12 protein-coding genes and 1 pseudogene are annotated in these 18,770 nt (G+C 69.4%); 11 read left to right on the top strand and 2 right to left on the bottom strand.

Features of this window, described 5'->3' with window-relative positions:
* Positions 1–141: 141 nt before the first annotated feature.
* A complete protein-coding gene (locus tag KIF24_RS15225) occupies positions 142–1,452 on the bottom strand; it encodes a hypothetical protein (protein WP_221084587.1) in 1,311 nt (436 codons plus the stop codon).
* Positions 1,453–1,956: 504 nt separating this feature from the next.
* Between KIF24_RS15225 and chvE the strand changes: the two genes are divergently transcribed.
* The 4 genes from chvE (at position 1,957) to KIF24_RS15205 (ending at position 7,392) form a co-directional block, all read left to right on the top strand.
* Positions 1,957–3,087, top strand: coding sequence for a multiple monosaccharide ABC transporter substrate-binding protein (gene chvE / locus KIF24_RS15220; protein ID WP_331461145.1), 1,131 nt, complete (start codon positions 1,957–1,959; stop codon positions 3,085–3,087).
* Between the two features lie 91 nt (positions 3,088–3,178).
* A complete protein-coding gene (gene mmsA / locus KIF24_RS15215) occupies positions 3,179–4,717 on the top strand; it encodes a multiple monosaccharide ABC transporter ATP-binding protein (protein WP_221084586.1) in 1,539 nt (512 codons plus the stop codon).
* Positions 4,714–5,964 carry a multiple monosaccharide ABC transporter permease gene (gene mmsB, locus KIF24_RS15210; RefSeq protein ID WP_221084585.1) on the top strand — a complete coding sequence of 417 codons (1,251 nt, stop codon included), beginning with the start codon at positions 4,714–4,716 and terminating at the stop codon, positions 5,962–5,964. Before mmsA ends, mmsB begins: the two co-directional genes overlap by 4 nt.
* A gap of 120 nt (positions 5,965–6,084) precedes the next feature.
* Positions 6,085–7,392, top strand: a complete 1,308-nt coding sequence (locus KIF24_RS15205) for an ROK family transcriptional regulator (RefSeq protein WP_221084584.1) — start codon at positions 6,085–6,087, stop codon at positions 7,390–7,392.
* Here KIF24_RS15205 and KIF24_RS15200 read toward each other — a convergent pair.
* Positions 7,389–9,032 carry a glycoside hydrolase family 27 protein gene (locus tag KIF24_RS15200; RefSeq protein WP_221084583.1) on the bottom strand — a complete coding sequence of 548 codons (1,644 nt, stop codon included), beginning with the start codon at positions 9,030–9,032 and terminating at the stop codon, positions 7,389–7,391. The two genes, KIF24_RS15205 and KIF24_RS15200, sit on opposite strands and share 4 nt — an antisense overlap.
* A 924-nt stretch (positions 9,033–9,956) precedes the next feature.
* On the opposite strand from KIF24_RS15200, the pseudogene araB reads away from it, so the two are divergent.
* The 7 genes and pseudogenes from araB (at position 9,957) to araA (ending at position 18,763) form a co-directional block, all read left to right on the top strand.
* A pseudogene (gene araB, locus KIF24_RS15195) lies at positions 9,957–11,629 on the top strand (ribulokinase).
* Positions 11,626–12,318 carry an L-ribulose-5-phosphate 4-epimerase gene (locus KIF24_RS15190; protein ID WP_221084582.1) on the top strand — a complete coding sequence of 231 codons (693 nt, stop codon included), beginning with the start codon at positions 11,626–11,628 and terminating at the stop codon, positions 12,316–12,318. Before araB ends, KIF24_RS15190 begins: the two are co-directional and overlap by 4 nt.
* A gap of 132 nt (positions 12,319–12,450) precedes the next feature.
* The gene (locus KIF24_RS15185) at positions 12,451–13,452 is read left to right on the top strand and encodes an ABC transporter substrate-binding protein (protein WP_230415630.1); all 1,002 of its coding nucleotides are present in this window, start codon (positions 12,451–12,453) and stop codon (positions 13,450–13,452) included.
* A 186-nt stretch (positions 13,453–13,638) separates the two neighbouring features.
* A complete protein-coding gene (locus KIF24_RS15180; protein WP_221084581.1) occupies positions 13,639–15,180 on the top strand; it encodes a sugar ABC transporter ATP-binding protein in 1,542 nt (513 codons plus the stop codon).
* Positions 15,177–16,247 (top strand): ABC transporter permease, encoded by a 1,071-nt coding sequence (locus KIF24_RS15175; RefSeq protein WP_221084580.1) that lies wholly within the window; start codon positions 15,177–15,179, stop codon positions 16,245–16,247. Before KIF24_RS15180 ends, KIF24_RS15175 begins: the two co-directional genes overlap by 4 nt.
* Positions 16,244–17,233 carry a galactofuranose ABC transporter, permease protein YjfF gene (gene yjfF, locus KIF24_RS15170; protein ID WP_221084579.1) on the top strand — a complete coding sequence of 330 codons (990 nt, stop codon included), beginning with the start codon at positions 16,244–16,246 and terminating at the stop codon, positions 17,231–17,233. The genes KIF24_RS15175 and yjfF overlap by 4 nt, the downstream gene beginning before the upstream one ends.
* A 27-nt stretch (positions 17,234–17,260) precedes the next feature.
* Positions 17,261–18,763 carry an L-arabinose isomerase gene (gene araA, locus KIF24_RS15165; RefSeq protein WP_221084578.1) on the top strand — a complete coding sequence of 501 codons (1,503 nt, stop codon included), beginning with the start codon at positions 17,261–17,263 and terminating at the stop codon, positions 18,761–18,763.
* The last annotated feature ends 7 nt before the right edge of the window (positions 18,764–18,770 follow it).

Here is an 18,770-nt window from a genome sequence, read left to right as displayed (position 1 = left end):
CGGTCGAGGGCGGGTCTCCCGGATCTCCGCCGACGGATCCAGCACCGCATCCCGGCGGGCTCGCCGGCCACGACATCCCCTGTCGCGGCCGGCGAGCCCGGTCGGTGCCTGCTCAGTACGCCCCGGAGGCCCGGCCCGTCGTCACTTCCGCTGGGCCAGCAGCCACCGCAGGATGCCCCGGTCGTCGTACGTCGGGCCGTAGGCCGCGTGGTAGTCGGGCAGCGAGAACGCCTCGTTGCCGTACTCGGTGTAGTGCAGCAACTCGTCGATCTGCTGCGGTGTCTTGCCCCGCGCCTCGTACGCCGAGCGCAGCGCCGCCTGCGTGTTGCGGGCCAGCGAGATGTTGAGCAGGTGGTCGCTGACGCCGTGGGTGATCCAGAGCGGGATCTCGGCGGCGGCGATGGCCGTCGCCTGTGCGGCGCCGACCTGGAAACCACCGGTCACCAGCCCGCCGGCGAACAGGTCGGGACGCTTGGCGAACGCCTCCCACAACAGCCGGGAGCCGTACGAGACGGTGGTGGCGTACACCCGGTCGGTGTCCACCGCGTAGTCCTTGCTGAACTGGTCGACCAGCTTGACCAGCAGGTCCGCCTCCGCCACGTCACCCACCCGCTGGTTCTGCGGGGCGAGCACGATGACGTCCTCCCGGCTGCCGGTCACGTCTGGCCGCAACCAGGCCGTCGCCGGGATGTCGGCGGCGATCTGCACTCCCGCGTTGTCGCCGTCCCATCCCATGCCGTGTCCGGGCAGCACGACCATCAGCGGGTACTTCCTGCCGGGCTGGTAGTTCTTCGGCAGGTGGTAGTGGTACGGCAGCACCATGCCGCCGCTGAGGTACGAGCCGTAGTCGAAGTCGTCGACGAGCAGGTTCACCGGCGGCTCGGTGACCCCGTGCGAGGTGCGTGGCGCGGCCTTGGCCAGCACCGGCCCCTTGCCCCTGCCCTTGCCCGGCTGGGCGTGCACATCCTTGCGCTGGGTCACCCGGGTCGGCAGGTCGGTGTTCACCTTGACGGTGCACAGGAAGGTCGGGCACTTGGAGACGATGACCGTCCAGCCGGCGTTCTGGTCCGGATCCAGCTCGACGATCACGTACCGTCCGGGGACCGACCGGCGGTCGGCGCGGGTCGTGGCGGCGCTGTTGGTGTAGGTGCGGGTGATCCTCCGCTCGGTCAGCTTGGGCAGGTCCTCGATCGGGTTGAAGCGGAAGTTGTAGCTGGTGTCGGAGACCGAGAAGGTGGAGTTGTCGAGCTTGTGGGGGTTGACCGTCGCGCCGTACTCGACCGCGACGGCCGAGACCTTCTGGCCATAGGTGTAGACGGTGGTGATCGGTGTGACGCTGCGGATGCCACCGGTGCCGCCGCCGTGTTCTCTGGTCGCGGCATAGGCGGCGGTGCCGGACGTGGCCAGCAGCAGCACCGCAGCGACGGAGACGAGCGTCCTGCGCAGTCTCATCGGCCCTCCTTGTTGGACGCGTCCGTCTGGTCCGGCTCGCGCCGGAGCGGCTCTGCCGAGCCAGGGGACAACGGGCGCTAAACTGATTTAGCAGAGCATCGGCGTCCGTCAGGTGGATGTCAAGGCCGTTCTGGTAACGGCATGGAAACCGAGCGTTCACATGGCGCGACGCCCGTGGATCGCCGCTGGTCGACCCCGGCGGGTGGGCGGTCGGGTGTGGACGGAGGTCGGCCGCGGGGTGTCCGCCGGCCCTGGCTTGCCGTATTCTCTGGCGTCGATGAAGCCCACCCGGTCGGTGCGCGCGACTCCCCGGCCACGTCCCGTGATCGCCGCGTTGACCTGCGACGACTCGGCCGCTTGGTGGAGCGGGGCGTTCGTTACGAGACCGTGACCGGGGTATTTCTAACGAGGTGTTGACCGGCGCATTGTGAGCGCTAACACTTGGGCCCCAAGTGCGACCCGCGCAGCCGGTCCGACGGCGCGAGTTCCAGATTGGGGAAGCCAGTGAGCAGAAGAATCCTGGCCGCTCTCGGTAGCGCCGTACTGGCGCTGAGTATGGCGGCTTGCAGTGGTGAGGGTGCCGGCAGCGATGGGAACGACAGCGACAGCCCCGGCGACCTGACCATCGGCGTCTCGATGCCGACCCAGACCTCCGAGCGGTGGATCGCGGACGGCAACTCGGTCAAGGAGAAGCTCGAGGCCAAGGGTTACCAGGTCGACCTCCAGTACGCCGGTGACGACATCCCCACCCAGTCCCAGCAGGTCGACCAGATGATCACGCGCGGTGCCGACGTGCTCATCATCGCGGCGATCGACGGCACGGCGCTGAGCGGGCAGTTGCAGGCGGCGGCCGACGCGGACATCCCGGTCATCGCCTACGACCGGCTCATCCGGGAAAGCCCGAACGTCGACTTCTACGTCAGCTTCGACAACCGCAAGGTCGGCGTCGCCCAGGCGACCGCGTTGCTGGTCGGCCTCGGTGTGCAGACCAAGGACGGCGCGAAGGGCGAGGCGAAGGGACCGTTCAACATCGAGCTGTTCGCCGGATCGCTCGACGACAACAACGCCCACTTCTTCTTCGACGGCGCGATGGACACCCTCAAACCGTTCATCGAGGACGGCACGCTGAAGGTGACGTCCGGGCAGACCGACATCGAGCAGGTGGCGATCCTGCGGTGGCAGCAGGAGGCCGCGCAGCGGCGGATGGAGGACCTGCTGACCGCCAGCTACAACAGTGGCACCAAGGTCGACGGCGTCCTGTCGCCGTACGACGGGCTGTCCCGTGGCATCATCACCGCCCTACAGAACGCCGGCTACCGCGGTGCCGACTTCCCGGTGGTGACCGGTCAGGACGCCGAGATCGCCTCGGTCAAGCTGATCGACGACGGGGTGCAGCACTCCACCATCTTCAAGGACACCCGCCTGCTGGCCGAGCAGGCCGTCATCGCCGGTGAGGCGTTCCTGACCGACAAGACGCCGGAGGCCAACGACACCGAGACGTACGAGAACGGTGTCAAGGTCGTCCCGTCGTACCTGTTGCCGGTCCAGACGGTGTACAAGGACGACATCAAGCCGGTTCTGATCGACTCGGGCTACTTCACCGCCGAGGAGGTCGCCGCCGGCCAGGCCGGCTGACGGCGCTGTCCCGGGCTCGGCGGCGGCATCGTCGCCGAGCCCGGCACCACCCCTGCCACCCCGCACGATCCAGACCGCCAGGACGGTGAGCATGGACGACAACATCCTCGAGATGCGTCACATCACCAAGACCTTCCCGGGCGTGGCCGCGCTCCAGGACGTCTCGCTCGCCGTTCGCCGTGGGGAGATCCACGCCATCTGCGGCGAGAACGGTGCCGGCAAGTCCACCCTGATGAAGGTGTTGTCGGGCGTCTACCCGTCCGGCAGCTACGACGGGGAGATCCTCCTCGACGGTGACCCGGTGCACTTCCGTGGCATCCGGGGCAGCGAGCACCACGGCATCGTCATCATCCACCAGGAACTCGCCCTGGTGCCGTACCTGTCGATCGCCGAGAACATCTTCCTCGGCAACGAACGCCGTGGTCCCGGCGGGCTCATCGACTGGAACCGCACCAACGCCGAGGCGGCGAAGCTGCTCGCCTCGGTGGGACTGGCCGAGAACCCGCTGACGCCCGTCGTGCAACTCGGCGTCGGCAAGCAGCAGCTGGTGGAGATCGCCAAGGCACTGTCCAAGAAGGTCCGGCTGCTCATCCTCGACGAGCCGACCGCCGCGCTCAACGACGTCGACTCGGCGCATCTGCTGGACTTGATGCGCCGGCTGCGCGACGAGGGCATCACCTCCATCATGATCTCGCACAAGCTCAACGAGATCACCTCGATCGCCGACTCGACCACCGTGCTGCGCGACGGGCGGACGGTGGAGCGGCTCGACGTGCGCTCGGGCGAGGTGACCCAGGACCGGATCATCCGCGGCATGGTCGGCCGCGAGTTGGACAGCTTCTACCCCGACCGGGTCTCCACACCGGGTGCGGAGGTGTTGCGGATCGAGAACTGGTCGGTGCGGCACCCGACCCAGGACCGCCTGGTCGTCGAGGGTGCCAGCCTCGACGTACGCGCCGGTGAGGTGGTCGGCATCGCCGGGCTGATGGGCGCCGGGCGTACCGAACTGGCGATGAGCGTCTTCGGGCGGTCGTACGGCCGGGACATCACCGGCCGGCTTCTCATGCACGGCAGGGAGATCAGGGCACGCTCCGTCGCGGAGGCGATCCGCAACGGCATCGCGTACGCGACCGAGGACCGCAAGCGTTTCGGGCTCAACCTCATCGAGGACATCCGGCGCAACATCTCGGCGGCCGGGCTGCGCCGGCTCGCCCGGTTCGGCTGGGTGCACGGCAACGAGGAGATCAAGGTCGCCGAGACGAGCCGGCGTGACCTGAACATCAAGGCACCGAGCGTGATGTCGGTGGTGGGCAAGCTCTCCGGCGGCAACCAGCAGAAGGTCGTGCTGTCCAAGTGGTTGTTCACCGATCCGGACGTGCTGATCCTGGACGAGCCGACCCGGGGTATCGACGTCGGGGCGAAGTTCGAGATCTACACGATCGTCAACCGGTTGGTCGCCGAGGGCAAGGCGGTCATCATCATCTCCTCCGAGCTGCCCGAACTGCTCGGCATGTGCGACCGCATCTACACGCTGTCCGCGGGCCGGATCACCGGCGTGCTGCCGGCCGGTGAGGCGACCCAGGAGAAGCTCATGGAACTCATGGCGAAGGACAAGGAACCCGTCAGATGACCAGCACCAAGCCCTCGTCGGCGGCGGACAGGAAGCCCGCCGAGAGCGCTCCCGGCGCCGCGCCGCACGCCGGCACCAGCGATCCCCGCGCGCTGATCATGAACAACCTGCGGCAGAGCGGGATCTTCGTCGCCCTCGTCGTCATCGTCGCGCTCTTCGCGTTCCTGACCGACGGCATCTCGCTGAGCCCGGGCAACATCACCAACATCGTCCTGCAGTACTCCTACATCCTCGTGCTCGCGATCGGCATGGTCGTCGTGATCATCGGCGGGCACATCGACCTGTCGGTCGGCTCGGTGGTCGCGCTGACCGGTGCGGTCTCCGCCGTGGTGGTCATCCGGCAGGGCCAGCCGTGGTGGGTCGGCGTGCTGGCCGCCCTGGCCGTGGGCATCGCGGTCGGCGCCTGGCACGGCTTCTGGGTCGCGTATGTCGGTATCCCCGCCTTCATCGTGACCCTGGCGGGCATGCTGCTGTTCCGCGGTCTCACCCTGCGGGTGCTCGACAACATCTCGCTGTCGCCGTTCCCGGCCGAGTACAACCGGATCGCGGCCGGCTTCCTCAACGGACTGATCGGCGGGGACGGCTACGACGCCTTCACCCTGCTGATCGGCGCGATCGGGGTGGCCGGCTACGTGGTGAGCTGCTTCCGCACCCGGGCCGCGCGCATCCGCTACCAGCAGCCCGTCGAGTCGTTCGTGCTGTTCGTCGTGCGGATGACGCTGGTCGGCGGCGTGGTCATGTATTTCGCCTGGCAGTTGGCCCACGCTCGCGGTCTGCCGATCGTGCTGATCATCCTTGCGGCGCTGGTGCTGGTCTACGGCCTGCTCACCCGGCGTACGGTCTTCGGCCGGCAGGTCTACGCGATCGGCGGCAACCTCTCCGCGGCGATGTTGTCGGGCGTGAAGGTCCGTACCGTCAACTTCTGGATCTTCGTCAACATGGGCTTCCTGTCCGCCGTGGCGGGCATCATCTTCTCGTCGCGCTCCAACGGCGCACAGCCCGCGGCCGGCAACATGTTCGAGCTCGACGCGATCGCCGCGGCCTTCATCGGCGGCGCAGCGGTCACCGGTGGCGTGGGCACCGTCGTGGGTGCCATGGTGGGTGGCCTCATCATGGCGGTGATGAGCAACGGCATGCAGCTGATGGGCGTGGACCAGTCGCTGCAATCGGTGGTGAAGGGCCTGGTGCTGCTGGTGGCCGTGGCCTTCGACGTCTACAACAAGCGGCGCGCGGGCGCGAGTCGCTGACGGTTCGGGCGTGGGCCGGCCGGTTTCCGGGTGGCCCACGCTTGACGCCGGCGTCGCGTCCTGGCGACACTCCCTCGGGTCAGCTGTCCGTCCCGTCGTGGCCTGACGCCGGAGGTCGGATTGGTCCAGGAGGAGATCCGCCGGCGCAACGCCGGCCGGCTGCTGCGGCACGTGCACCTCACCGGCCCGTCGTCCCGTGCCGAGCTGGCCGAACGGATGGACCTGAACCGCAGCACCATCATGGCGCTGACCACCGAGCTGACCCGGGCGGGCCTGGTCCACGAGGAGTCGCCCACGGACACCGGCCGCGCCGGCCGGCCCTCGCTGCTGGTCCGCCCGGCATCCGACCGGTGCTATGTGCTGGCCTTCGACGTCGCCGTGGATCGATTGGTCGCCGCTCGGGTCGGGCTGGGGGGAGTGATCCTGGACCGCCGCGAGGCGACGCGCCCGCGCGCCGGACCCGACCTGCGTCGAGTGGTCGCGGTTCTCGCCCGGTTCGGCCGCCAGCTGCACCGCGCGGCGCCACCGGAGGCGGCCTGTGTCGGCGTGGGCGCCTCGTACTGTGGCATGATCCGTCCCGGTGACGGGATGGTGCGCTTCGGGCCCGACCTGGGCTGGGTGGACCAGGCGTTCGGTGCCGAACTCGGCCGCCGTCTCGGGCTCGGCCTGCCGGTGGCCGTGGGTAACGAGGCCCACCTCGGCGCGCAGGCCGAGCAGCTGCGCGGCGCGGGTGTCGGCCTCGACGACCTCATCTACCTGCATGGGGATGTCGGCGTGGGCGGTGGCATCATCGTCGGCGGCCGGCTGCTCGGCGGTGATGGCGGCTACGGCTGCGAGCTGGGCCACATGGTGGTCAACCCGCACGGCGGCCGGCCCTGCGGTTGCGGGTCGTCCGGCTGCCTGGAGGCGGAGGTAGGCGAGCGGGCCCTGCTCGACGCCGCCGGTCGGCCCGCCGAGCTGTTCGGCCGAGCCGCGATCCGGTCGGTGGCCGACGACGCCGACCGTGGTGATCCGGCGGCGGGGGCGGCCCTGCGCCGCGTCGGCGACTGGCTCGGCATCGGCGTGGCGAATCTGATCAACCTGTTCAACCCGGGGATGGTGGTCTTCGGCGGGATGCTGTGCGATCTGTATCCCGCCGCGGCGGTGCAGGTGCGCCGGCGGATCGCCCGGAACGTGCTGCCGGTGGCCCGGGAGACCGTACGGCTGCGCACCGCGATCCTCGGCGACGACGCCACCCTCGTCGGCGCGGCGGAACTCGGCTTCGCCCGGTTGCTCGCCGACCCGCTGCCAGCGCTGGCCGGCGTGGCCGACCGGTCCGGTGACGCATCCGGGCGGATGCCCGGCAGGGCATCCGCCCGGATGGCGCACCCGCCCGCGCTCGGCGGGCGCGGGCGGGGCGACCGGGATGGGTGGTCGGACCGGTGCTAGGCCCGGCTCCACCGCTGGTTGGCGGCGGTATGGCAGGTCCAGACGAGCACGGTGGTCCCGTTCGTGGTCCCGTTGTTGTTGACGTCCAGGCAGAGGTTCGGGAAGCGGACACTGCTGATCGTGCCGTTGCCGTTGAAGGTCCACTGCTGGTTGCTGCCGCCGTTGCAGTCCCAGATCTGCACCGGGGTGCCGGCCGTCGCGTTCGGCGAGATGTCGAGGCACTTGCCGAGCACCTGGAGGGCCTGGCCGTTCTGGCTGAAGCTCTGGTTGCTGCCGCTGTGACAGTCCCAGATCAGCGTCGTGGTGCCGTTGGCGGTGCTGCCGTTGTTGACGTCCAGGCATCGGCCGGACGACTCGCTGCGCAGCCGGAAGGCGGCCGGCGGGTTCGTCGTCCCGCCGCCGCTGACCCGGTAGACGACGGTGCCGTGCGCCGGCACGCTGGCCGAGATCGCGCCGCTGGTGGTGGAGGTGCCGTTGGTCCAGGCGTCCCGGAGGGTGAACGAACTGCCGGACTTGCCGATCGCGGCTGCGGTGGTGGACACGGTCGTCGTGGAACCGCCCTGGTTCAGCAGGGCGACCGCGACGTCGCCGTTCGACAGCCGCTTGGCCAGCACCCGGCGGGTGCCGTCGTTGGCGACCTGCACCGCCTGTAGTGCCAGCGGGTCCTGGTTGATGGCGATCAGGTTCTCGTTGCGCAGGATGGCCAGCGTCGCCGCGTTGGCGTTGCGGATGTCGTTGCCGGCCATCAGTGGCGCCGCCATGATCGACCAGAGGGCGAAGTGGCTGCGCATCTCCGTGTCGGTCATCCCACCGTTGCCGACCACGAGCATGTCCGGGTCGTTGAAGGATCCCGGCGAGGCGTACGAGGCCAGGGGCACGTTGACGTTGAGGATGTTCTGGATGCCCATCGGGTAGCCGTTGGTCTGGCCGGTGTCCCACGAGTTGGTGATGTCCTCGGTGGTCCGCCACATGTTGGCGATGTCACCCCAGTTGCGCTGCGGACCGGTCTTCTCGTGGATGCTGTTCGGGTTGATGCTGTAGACGATGGGGCGGCCGGTGGCTGCCAGGGCGTCCCGCATCAGGGCGAAGCCCGCCACCTGGTCGTTGATGGTCCCCCAGGGCGAGCACCAGTCGTACTTCAGGTAGTCGACGCCCCAGGCGGCGAACTGCCGGGCGTCCTGGTACTCGTGTCCGAGGCTGCCGGTGGATCCGGGCCACGCCCCGAAGTACTGGGCGCAGGTCTTCTCCCGCGGCACCTGGTAGAGCCCGAAGAGCAGGCCGCGGGCGTGCAGGTAGTCGCCGAGCGCCTTCATCCCGCTCGGGAAGCGGCCCGGGTCGGCCTGCAGGTTGCCCTGCGCGTCGCGGTTCGGGTTGAACCAGCAGTCGTCGACGACGACGTACTTGTAGCCGAGGTCGCGCATCCCGTTGGCGACGATGGCGTCGGCCATCTGCCGGATCAGCGCCTCGTTGATGTTGCAACCGAACGTGTTCCAGGTGTTCCAGCCCATGGGCGGCGTGCGGGCCACGCCGTTGTTGAGCGCCTGCGCGGGTTTCGGTGAGTGGAGCCCGTCGACGACGACCGTAGCGAGCGTCAACATCAGGACACTCAGGACGGCCAACCACCGTGGTCGTACGCGCATTCGGGACCTCCTCAGGTCGGGGGAGCCAACAGGTGCCGTTCGCCGATGGCCGACGACGAGTGGCCGGAAGAGCAGTCGCGGTCGGCGGGCGAAGGGCGTCGTGCGTCGCCTGCCCGGCCGGGTCGGACGGAACCGCCGGGTCGGACGGAACCGCCGGGTCGGACGGAACCGCCGGGCTGAGGCGGGAACGCCTGCCGCCGGCGGATCGCGCCGGCCGCACTGGCGCCCCGCCAGCCGGGTCCTGCTGCTGCCGGGCACCCGGACAGATCACGCATCGATGTCAGTCATGTTATCGCTCCCATCCAGTTGTGTAAATCGATCGGCGGGAACGCCGATCTGGGCCGAAGGCATCGGGATGGGCCTGGCGGTGGTCAGCCGAGCAGGTCAGAGGCTTTCGTTCGTCGAATCCAGGTCGACGTAGGACCGGCACGGCCATGGCAGCGCTGGCGACGAGACCGACCGGCGAGGGTGGTTGTGTTAGCGCTCTCTAGCGGTGTTGGCGCGGGCCACGGTCGGGCGGCTGCCGGGCGGCGTCCGCTTCGCCGGCGCGGTCCGCCGGGGTGGCTCGGGCGAGCGGGGTGGTGCCCGCCGGGTGCGCAGTCGAGGGTCGGTTCCGGTTCGGTGCTTCCGACGAGGGTCTGCGGTGATCGGTCCCGCCCGGTCCGTCCGAGAGCGCCGAGCCCCGATCGGTTGCCGTCCGATCGAGGGCGTCCGGAAGTCGCCGACCCTCCGGGGGTGCGCCCGGAGAACGGCCGCCATGCGTCCTGACGTGCGACGACAGGCATTGATTGGGATGCTGCCGGCGCCTGGCGTAGGTTGGCTGCGGCGATGGTGCTCACCGTTACGGAGCTGTTGCCGGCAGGTGTCTTGACGACACCTTATGTGAGCGCTAACACTGAGGGCTGTCATCGGCCGGAGGTGAGCATGAGCGGTGTGGACGAAGCTGGCGATCGGTACGTCGTCGGCGTCGACTACGGCACCCTGTCGGGACGGGCCCTGGTGGTCCGGGTCCGCGACGGTGCCGAGCTGGGGACGGCGGTGCACGAGTACCGCAACGCGGTCATCAGCTCCGCACTGCCGGACGGCGGTGTCCCCCTGCCGCCCGACTGGGCGTTGCAGGATCCCGAGGACTATCGCGACGTGCTGCGGTACGCCGTACCCGCGGCCGTCGCCGCCGCCGGGATCGACCCGGGCGATGTCGTGGGCGTCGGCATCGACTTCACCGCCTGCACCGTGCTGCCGACCCTCGCCGACGGCACCCCCCTGTGCGAGGTGCCGGAGCTGCGTCAGCGTCCGCACTCCTGGGTGAAGCTCTGGAAGCACCACGCCGCCCAGCCGCACGCCGACCGGATCAACGCGCTGGCCCACGAGCGCGGCGAACCGTGGATCGGCTGCTACGGCGGCAAGATCTCCGCCGAGTGGCAGTTCGCCAAGGGCCTGCAGATCCTGGAGGAGGATCCGGAGATCTACCGGCGGGCCGATCGCTTCATCGAGGCCGCGGACTGGGCGGTGTGGCAGCTCTGCGGCGTCGAGACCCGCAACGTCTGCACGGCCGGCTACAAGGGCATCATGCAGGACGGCAAGTACCCGTCGGTGGACTACCTGACCGCGCTCAACCCCGGGTTCGGGGACTTCGTGGCCAAGTTGGACGGCCCGCTGATGCAGCTCGGCGCCAAGGCCGGCGAGCTGACCCCGCAGGCCGCCGGGTGGACCGGTCTCCCGGCGGGGATCGCCGTCGCCGTCGGCAACGTCGATGCGCACGTCACCGCCGCCTCCGCGCAGGCCCTCGATCCCGGCCGACTGGTGGCCATCATGGGCACCTCGACCTGCCACGTGGTCAACGGCAGCCACCTCGCCGAGGTGGCCGGCATGTGTGGCGTGGTCGACGGTGGCATCAGCGCGGGCGCCTGGGGATACGAGGCCGGGCAGAGCGGCGTCGGGGACATCTTCGGCTGGTTCGTCGAGCACGCCGCCCCGGCCGGAGCGGACTCGCACGAACGGCTCACCGAGCTGGCCGCGGCCCAGCCCGTCGGCGCGCACGGGCTCGTCGCGCTGGACTGGTGGAACGGCAACCGGTCCCTGCTGGTGAACCACGATCTCAGCGGCATGATCGTCGGTCTGACCCTGGCCACCCGACCGGAGGACATCTACCGGGCGCTGCTGGAGTCCACGGCCTACGGCACCCGGATGATCATCGAGGCGTTCGTCGAGGCGGGGGTCAAGGTCGACGATCTGGTGATCGCCGGTGGCCTCACCTCGAACGAGCTGCTGATGCAGATCTACGCCGACGTCACCAACCGCCCGCTCGGCATCATCGGCTCCGCACAGGGGCCGGCGCTCGGCTCGGCGATCCACGCCGCCGTCGCCGCCGGCGGCCACCCTCGATCCAGGAGGCGGCGCAGGCGATGGGCCGGGTGCAGGAGGCGGTCTACCGGCCGGACCCGCACCGGGCCCGCGCGTACGACGCCCTCTACGCCGAGTACCGGACGCTGCACGACCACTTCGGTCGGGGCGCCAACGACGTGATGCTGCGCCTGCGGGCGATCCGGAACACGGCTGTCGAGTCGGCCGCCGCGCAGAAGGGAGTGCCGGCATGAGCGCCGAGCTGACCCGTCAGGTGAACGAGTTGCGCGAGAGCGTCGCCCGCCTGCACGGCGAGCTGACCCGGTACAACCTCGTCGCCTGGACGGCGGGCAACGTCTCCGCGCGGGTACCCGGCCAGGACCTCATGGTGATCAAGCCCAGCGGCGTCGACTACGACGACCTCTCGGCGGACAACATGGTGCTCTGTGACCTCGACGGCGTGCCCGTGGAGGGAGACCTTTCCCCGTCGAGTGACACCGCGGCGCACGCCTACGTCTACCGCGCCATGCCCGAGGTCGGCGGCGTCGTGCACACCCACAGCACGTACGCCACCGCCTGGGCGGCGCGCGGTGAGTCGATCCCGTGCCACCTGACCGCTCAGGCCGACGAGTTCGGCGGAGAGATCCCGGTGGGCCCGTTCGCGCTGATCGGCGGCGACGACATCGGCAAGGGGATCGTCAGCACCCTCACCGGTCACCGGTCACCGGCGGTGCTGATGCAGAACCACGGCGTCTTCACCATCGGGCGCAACGCCCGGGCCGCGGTCAAGGCCGCGGTGATGTGCGAGGACGTCGCCCGGACCGCGCACCTGGCGCGCGCGGTCGGGCAACCGGTGCCGATGGCGCAGGCCGATATCGACGCGCTCTACGACCGTTACCAGAACGTCTACGGCCAACGTTCTTCGCCTCCGGCGAACTCCTAGCCGGCCCCGGGCCATCTCCGCGGCCCAGGCCAGATTCGCACCACCCGACGCACAGGATCCGCACCACCAGCGCACGCCGCTCGTGCCCGTCGGCGGACGGCGTGGACACCCGCACCCACCCGAGGAGATCCGATGAGAAACATGCGAATGTCCCTGGCGCCTCGACGCGCCGTCGCAGCCGTCGCCGCCGTCCTGCTCGCCGGCACGGTGGCGGCCTGTGGCAACAGCGACACCGGAGGCGAAGCCGCCGACGACGGCAAGATCGTCCTGGGCTTCTCCCAGGTCGGCGCGGAGAGCGGCTGGCGCACGGCCAACACCAACTCCATCAAGGAGGCGGCGGCCGAGGCCGGCATCGAGCTGAAGTTCGACGACGCCCAGCAGAAGCAGGAAAACCAGATCAAGGCGATCCGCAACTACATCCAGCAGCAGGTCGACGTGATCGGCTTCTCGCCGGTGGTGGAGTCCGGCTGGGACACGGTGCTCAAGGAGGCCAAGGACGCCGGTATCCCGGTCATCCTGACCGACCGCGCCGTCGACTCGGCCGACACCTCGCTGTACAAGACCTTCCTCGGCTCGGACTTCGTCAAGGAAGGCCGGCTGTCGGGGGAGTGGCTGGTCGAGAACACCAAGGACGCGACCGGCGACGTGAACATCGTCGAGCTGCAGGGCACCACCGGTTCGGCCCCGGCGAACGACCGTAAGAAGGGCTTCGCCGACGCGATCGCCGCCAGCCCCAACCTGAAGGTCATCGCCTCCCAGTCGGGTGACTTCACCCGGGCGGGCGGCAAGCAGGTCATGGAGCAGTTCCTGAAGGCCCACCCCAAGATCGACGTGCTCTTCGCGCACAATGACGACATGGGTCTCGGCGCGCTGGAGGCGATCACCGCGGCGGGCAAGGAGCCCGGCAAGGACATCACCATCATCACCATCGACGCGGTCAAGGACGGCATGCAGGCCCTGGCCGACGGCAAGTTCAACTTCATCGCGGAGTGCAGCCCGCTGCTCGGCCCACAGCTGATGGACCTGGCCAAGAAGGTGCACGCCGGCGAGGAGGTGCCCCCGCGGATCGAGACCGAGGAGACCACCTTCACCCAGGAGCAGGCCAAGGAGGCCCTGCCCAACCGCAAGTACTGATCGACGCCGGGGCCGCCGCGCTGATGTGGCGGCCCCGCCGCGTCGCCCATTCCGGACGGAGTGGGCGCCTGGCCCGACAATCCCGCGCCACGCCCGCCCGGCCGGCCCTCAGGGGCCGGCCGGGCGGACGCCACGGGGAGGCCGTGGCCCATCCGTGTCGATAGAACCCAGAAGAGGTCTGATGGGATGACGGATAGCCGTCCGGTCCTGACGATGACCGGGATAAGCAAGTCCTTTCCCGGGGTGCGCGCACTCCACGATGTCGGCTTCCGGCTCTTTCCCGGCGAGGTACACGCCCTGATGGGCGAGAACGGTGCCGGCAAGTCGACCCTGATCAAGGTGTTGACCGGCGTTTACGGCATCGACGAGGGCGTCATCACCCTCGGCGACCAGCGGGTGGCCTTCAGCGGGCCGATGCAGGCGGCCGGCGCCGGGGTCAGCACTGTCTACCAGGAGGTCAATCTCTGCCCCAACCTGTCGGTGGCGGAGAACATCTTCATCGGTCGTGAGCCCCGCCGGTTCGGCGCCGTCCGTTGGCGAGAGGTCCGGCGGCGGGCCCGGCAGCTGCTGGCCCGCCTTGACCTCGACATCGATGTCAGCGCGCCGGTGGCCAGCTACTCCCTGGCCGTGCAGCAGATGGTCGCGATCGCACGGGCGATCGACGTGCGGGCGCGGGTGCTGATCCTGGACGAGCCGACCTCCAGCCTGGACGCTGGTGAGGTGGAGCAACTGTTCCGGATCATGCGCCAGCTGCGCGACGAGGGCATCGCCATCCTCTTCGTGACCCACTTCCTCGACCAGGTGTACGGCATCGCCGACCGGATCACGGTGTTGCGCAACGGAACCCTCGTCGGCGAGTACCCGACCGCCGAGCTTCCCCAGCTTGCCCTGGTCGAGAAGATGATCGGTAAGGAACTCGACGTGCTCGACCGGATCGAGGGGCACAACCGGCCGGAACTGGCGGGCCTGGAGGACGAGGTCCCCTTCGTGGCGGTGTCGGAGCTGAGCCGCAGGGGGGCGGTCGCCCCGTTCAGCCTGACCATCCACGCCGGCGAGGTGGTCGGCCTGGCCGGGTTGTTGGGCTCGGGCCGTACCGAGGTGGCGAGGCTGTTCTTCGGCGCCGACCGCAGCGACCATGGTGAGGTGGCGGTGGGGGGCAAACCGGCGAGTCTCCGTAACCCGGTGCAGGCCATCAACCAGGGCATCGGCTTCTGCTCCGAGAACCGCCGCGCGGAGGGGATCATCGCCGACCTGACGGTCCGCGAGAACATGATCCTCGCGATGCAGGCCGCCCGTGGCTGGCTGCGCCCCATCCCGCGCCGCCGCCAGGACGAGCTGGTCGACAAGTACATCAAGGCGCTGAGCATCCGTCCCGCGAACCCGGACGTGCCAGTGCGCAACCTCTCCGGCGGCAACCAGCAGAAGGTGCTGCTCGCCCGGTGGTTGATCACCGAGCCCCGGCTGCTGATCCTGGACGAACCGACCCGCGGCATCGACATCGGCGCCAAGGCCGAGATCCAGCGGCTCGTCGTGCAGCTCGCCGGCGGCGGCATGGCCGTGCTGTTCATCTCCGCCGAACTGGACGAGGTGCTGCGCCTGAGTCACAAGATCGCAGTGATGCGCGACCGGGAGATGGTCGCCCATCTCGTCAACGACGGCACGGTCGACGCCGACCGGGTCATGCAGACCATCGCCAGCGGATCCCCACGGGAGGAGGCGAAGCCATGAGCGACAACCACCGCTTCCGAGCCCTGCTCGGCCACCGGCTGTTCTGGCCGGTCGCCGTCCTCGTGGTGATGTTGGCGGCCAACACGGCCTACCGTCCCGGCTTCCTCAGCATCGAGGTCAACAACGGTCACCTGTACGGCACCCCGATCGACATCCTTCGGTTGAGCGCGCCACTGATCCTGGTCGCGCTGGGCATGACCCTGGTCATCTCCACCGGCGGCATCGACCTCTCCGTCGGCTCGATCTGTGCCATCAGCGGCGCCATCGCCTGCCTCTACATCAGCAAGGCGCCGGACCAGAACGACCTCGGCATGGTGTTGACCGCGCTCGCGATGGCCCTCGGCGTGGCACTGGTGCTCGGTGCCTGGAACGGCGTGCTGGTCTCGATCATCGGCATCCAGCCGATCATCGCCACGCTCATCCTGATGGTGGCCGGCCGGGGACTGGCACAGCTGGTCACCGCGGGTCAGATCATCACCATCAACTCCGACCCGTACCGGGCCATCGGCCTGGGGCACTTCCTGACCCTGCCGCTGGCGATCTTCATCGCGTTGGGCGCGGCGCTGCTCGTCGCGGCGGTCACCCGCCGTACCGCCCTCGGCATGATAATCGAGTCGGTGGGCGGCAACCGCGAGGCCAGCCGCCTGGCCGGCATCCGTTCCAGCCGGGTCGTCTTCCTCGTCTACGTGGTCAGCGCCGGCTGCGCCGCCATCGCCGGCTTCATGATGACCGCCAACGTCTCCAGCGCCGACGGCAACGCCGCCGGCCTCTGGGTGGAACTCGACGCGATCCTCGCGGTCGTGATCGGTGGCACCTCGCTGGCCGGTGGCCGGTTCTACCTCAGCGGCACCATCCTCGGCGCCCTGATCATCCAGACCCTCACCACCTCGGTGTACGCCATGAACATCTCACCGCAGACGGCGCTGCTGTTCAAGGCGGTCGTCGTCATCGCCGTCTGCCTCATCCAGGCACCGGCCTTCCGCGCCAAGTTCCGTCGTCGCCGGCGCGGCACCCCGACCCGGCAGCCGTCACCGCCGCAGCGGCAGAAGGAAGAGGTGACGGCATGACCACCGGCTCGCTGAGCGGCGTTCCCAGCTGGGCCCGGCTGCCGCGGCGGCACGTGCCGGTGCTGGCCACCCTGGCCCTGCTGCTGGTCATGTACGGCATCGGTGTCTCCCAGTACCGGGCGTTCTCCAACGTCCAGGTCGTCTTCAACGTCTTCATCGACAACGGCTTCCTGCTCGTCATCGCCGTCGGAATGACCTTCGTGATCCTCACCGGTGGCATCGACCTGTCGGTCGGCTCGGTGGCCGCGATGACCGCGATGGTGTCGGCGTGGCTGCTCCAGTCGGGCCTGCCTGCCCTGCCGGTGCTGGTCATCGCGCTGCTCATCGGGCCGACGCTCGGGTTCCTGATGGGCTGCGCGATCCACTTCTTCGACATCCAGCCGTTCATCGTGACCCTGGCCGGGATGTTCTTCGCCCGCGGGATGTGCACGTTCATCAGCAACGCGTCGATCCCCATCACCGACGGCTTCTGGACCACGATGTCGCAGTACCGGATCGGCGACCCCCGCGGCAACTTCGTCTCGGTCAGCGTGCTCGTCGCGTTCGCCGTGGTCCTGGTCGCGGCGTACGTGCTGGCGTACACGCGGTTGGGCCGCAACGTGTACGCGATCGGCGGCAACCCGCAGTCCGCGCTGTTGATGGGCCTGCCGCTGGGGCGTACCCGGATCGCCGTCTACACGATCAGTGGGCTGTGCGCGGCGATCGGCGGGATCCTGCTGTCGTTCTACACGCTCTCCGGCGCACCGCTGATCGGGGTCGGTATGGAACTCGACGTGATCGCGGCCGTCGTCATCGGCGGCACCGTGCTCACCGGTGGCTCGGGGTATGTCTTCGGCACCGTGCTCGGGGTGCTGGTGCTCGGCGTGATCCAGACCCTGATCACTTTCGACGGCGGCCTGAACTCGTGGTGGACCAAGATCGTGATCGGAGGCCTGCTCTTCGCGTTCATCCTGCTCCAGCGCCTCATCGGCATCCGCTACAAGTAACCGCCCATCTCGCGGAAGGCAACTCCCATGGCAACACACCCTGAACCCGAGGTCTGGTTCCTCACCGGAAGCCAGGCAATGTACGGCGAGGACACCCTCCGGCAGGTGGCCGACCAGTCCCGTCAGATCGCCGCCCTGCTCGACGACTCGCCGCACATCCCCGCCCGGGTGGTCTGGAAGCCGGTCCTGACCACGAGCGCCGACATCCTGCAGATCTGCCGGGATGCCGCCGCGCAGGGGGCGGTCGGGGTCATCGCCTGGATGCACACCTTCTCGCCGGCGAAGATGTGGATCTCCGGCCTGGACGTGTTGCGCACGCCGTTGCTGCACCTGCACACCCAGGCCAACGTCCGGCTGCCGTGGGACGACATCGACATGGACTTCATGAACCTGAACCAGGCCGCCCACGGCGACCGGGAGTTCGGCTTCATCCAGACCCGGCTCGGCGTGGCCCGCAAGACGGTCGCCGGGCACGTCTCCGACCCGCGGGTGGTCTCCCGGGTCGGCGCCTGGACCCGGGCGGCGATCGGCTGGTCGGCGATGCGCTCGCTGCGCCTGGCCCGCTTCGGCGACAACATGCGCGACGTGGCGGTGACCGAGGGGGACAAGGTCGAGGCGGAGCTGCGCTTCGGGGTCTCGGTGAACACCTACGGGGTCAATGATCTGGTGCGGGTGGTCGACGAGGTGGCCGAGGCCCAGGTCGACGACCTGATCAAGGAGTACGACGACACCTTCCGGGTCGCCGCCGAGCTGCGGCCCGGTGGTGAGCGGCACGACTCGCTGCGCTATGCCGCCCGGCTGGAGCTGGGTCTGCGCACGTTCCTGGACGCGGGGGGGTTCCGCGCGTTCACCACGAACTTCGAGGACCTCGGTGGCCTGCGCCAGCTGCCCGGCATCGCGGTGCAACGGCTGATGGCCGACGGCTACGGCTTCGGCGGCGAGGGGGACTGGAAGACCTCCGTCCTCGTACACACCCTCAAGGCGATGGCGGTCGGCACCGAGGGCGGCACGTCGTTCATGGAGGACTACACCTACGACCTCACGCCCGGCGAGGAACTCATCCTCGGTGCCCACATGCTCGAGGTCTGTCCGACGATCGCCGCCGGCGTGCCGAACGTGGAGATCCACCCCCTGAGCATCGGAGGTCGGGAGGACCCGGTCCGGCTGGTCTTCGACGCCGAGCCCGGCCCGGCGGTCGTGCTCGGCCTGGCGGACATGGGCGAGCGGTTCCGGTTGGTGGCCAACGAGGTCGACGTGGTGCCTCCGCCGCAGCCGCTGCGGCGGTTGCCGGTGGCCCGGGCGGTCTGGCGACCCCGCCCGCACCTGGCCGGTTCGGCCGAGGCGTGGATCACCGCGGGCGCACCACACCACACGGTGCTGTCCCAGGCGGTCGGGGTGGAGGAACTGCACGACCTCGCCGAGATGAGCCGTACCGAACTCGTGGTCATCGACGCCGACACCGAGCCCCGCCGCTTCGCCGACGAACTCCGCTGGAACCAGGCCTACTACCGACTCGCCCGGGGCTTCTGACCGCCGG

The sequence above is a fragment of the Micromonospora tarapacensis genome (genome assembly GCF_019697375.1).
Classification (GTDB): domain Bacteria; phylum Actinomycetota; class Actinomycetes; order Mycobacteriales; family Micromonosporaceae; genus Micromonospora; species Micromonospora tarapacensis.
The sequence above is the reverse complement of the archived record's forward strand: the minus strand, read 5'-3'. Positions and strand labels throughout refer to the sequence as shown.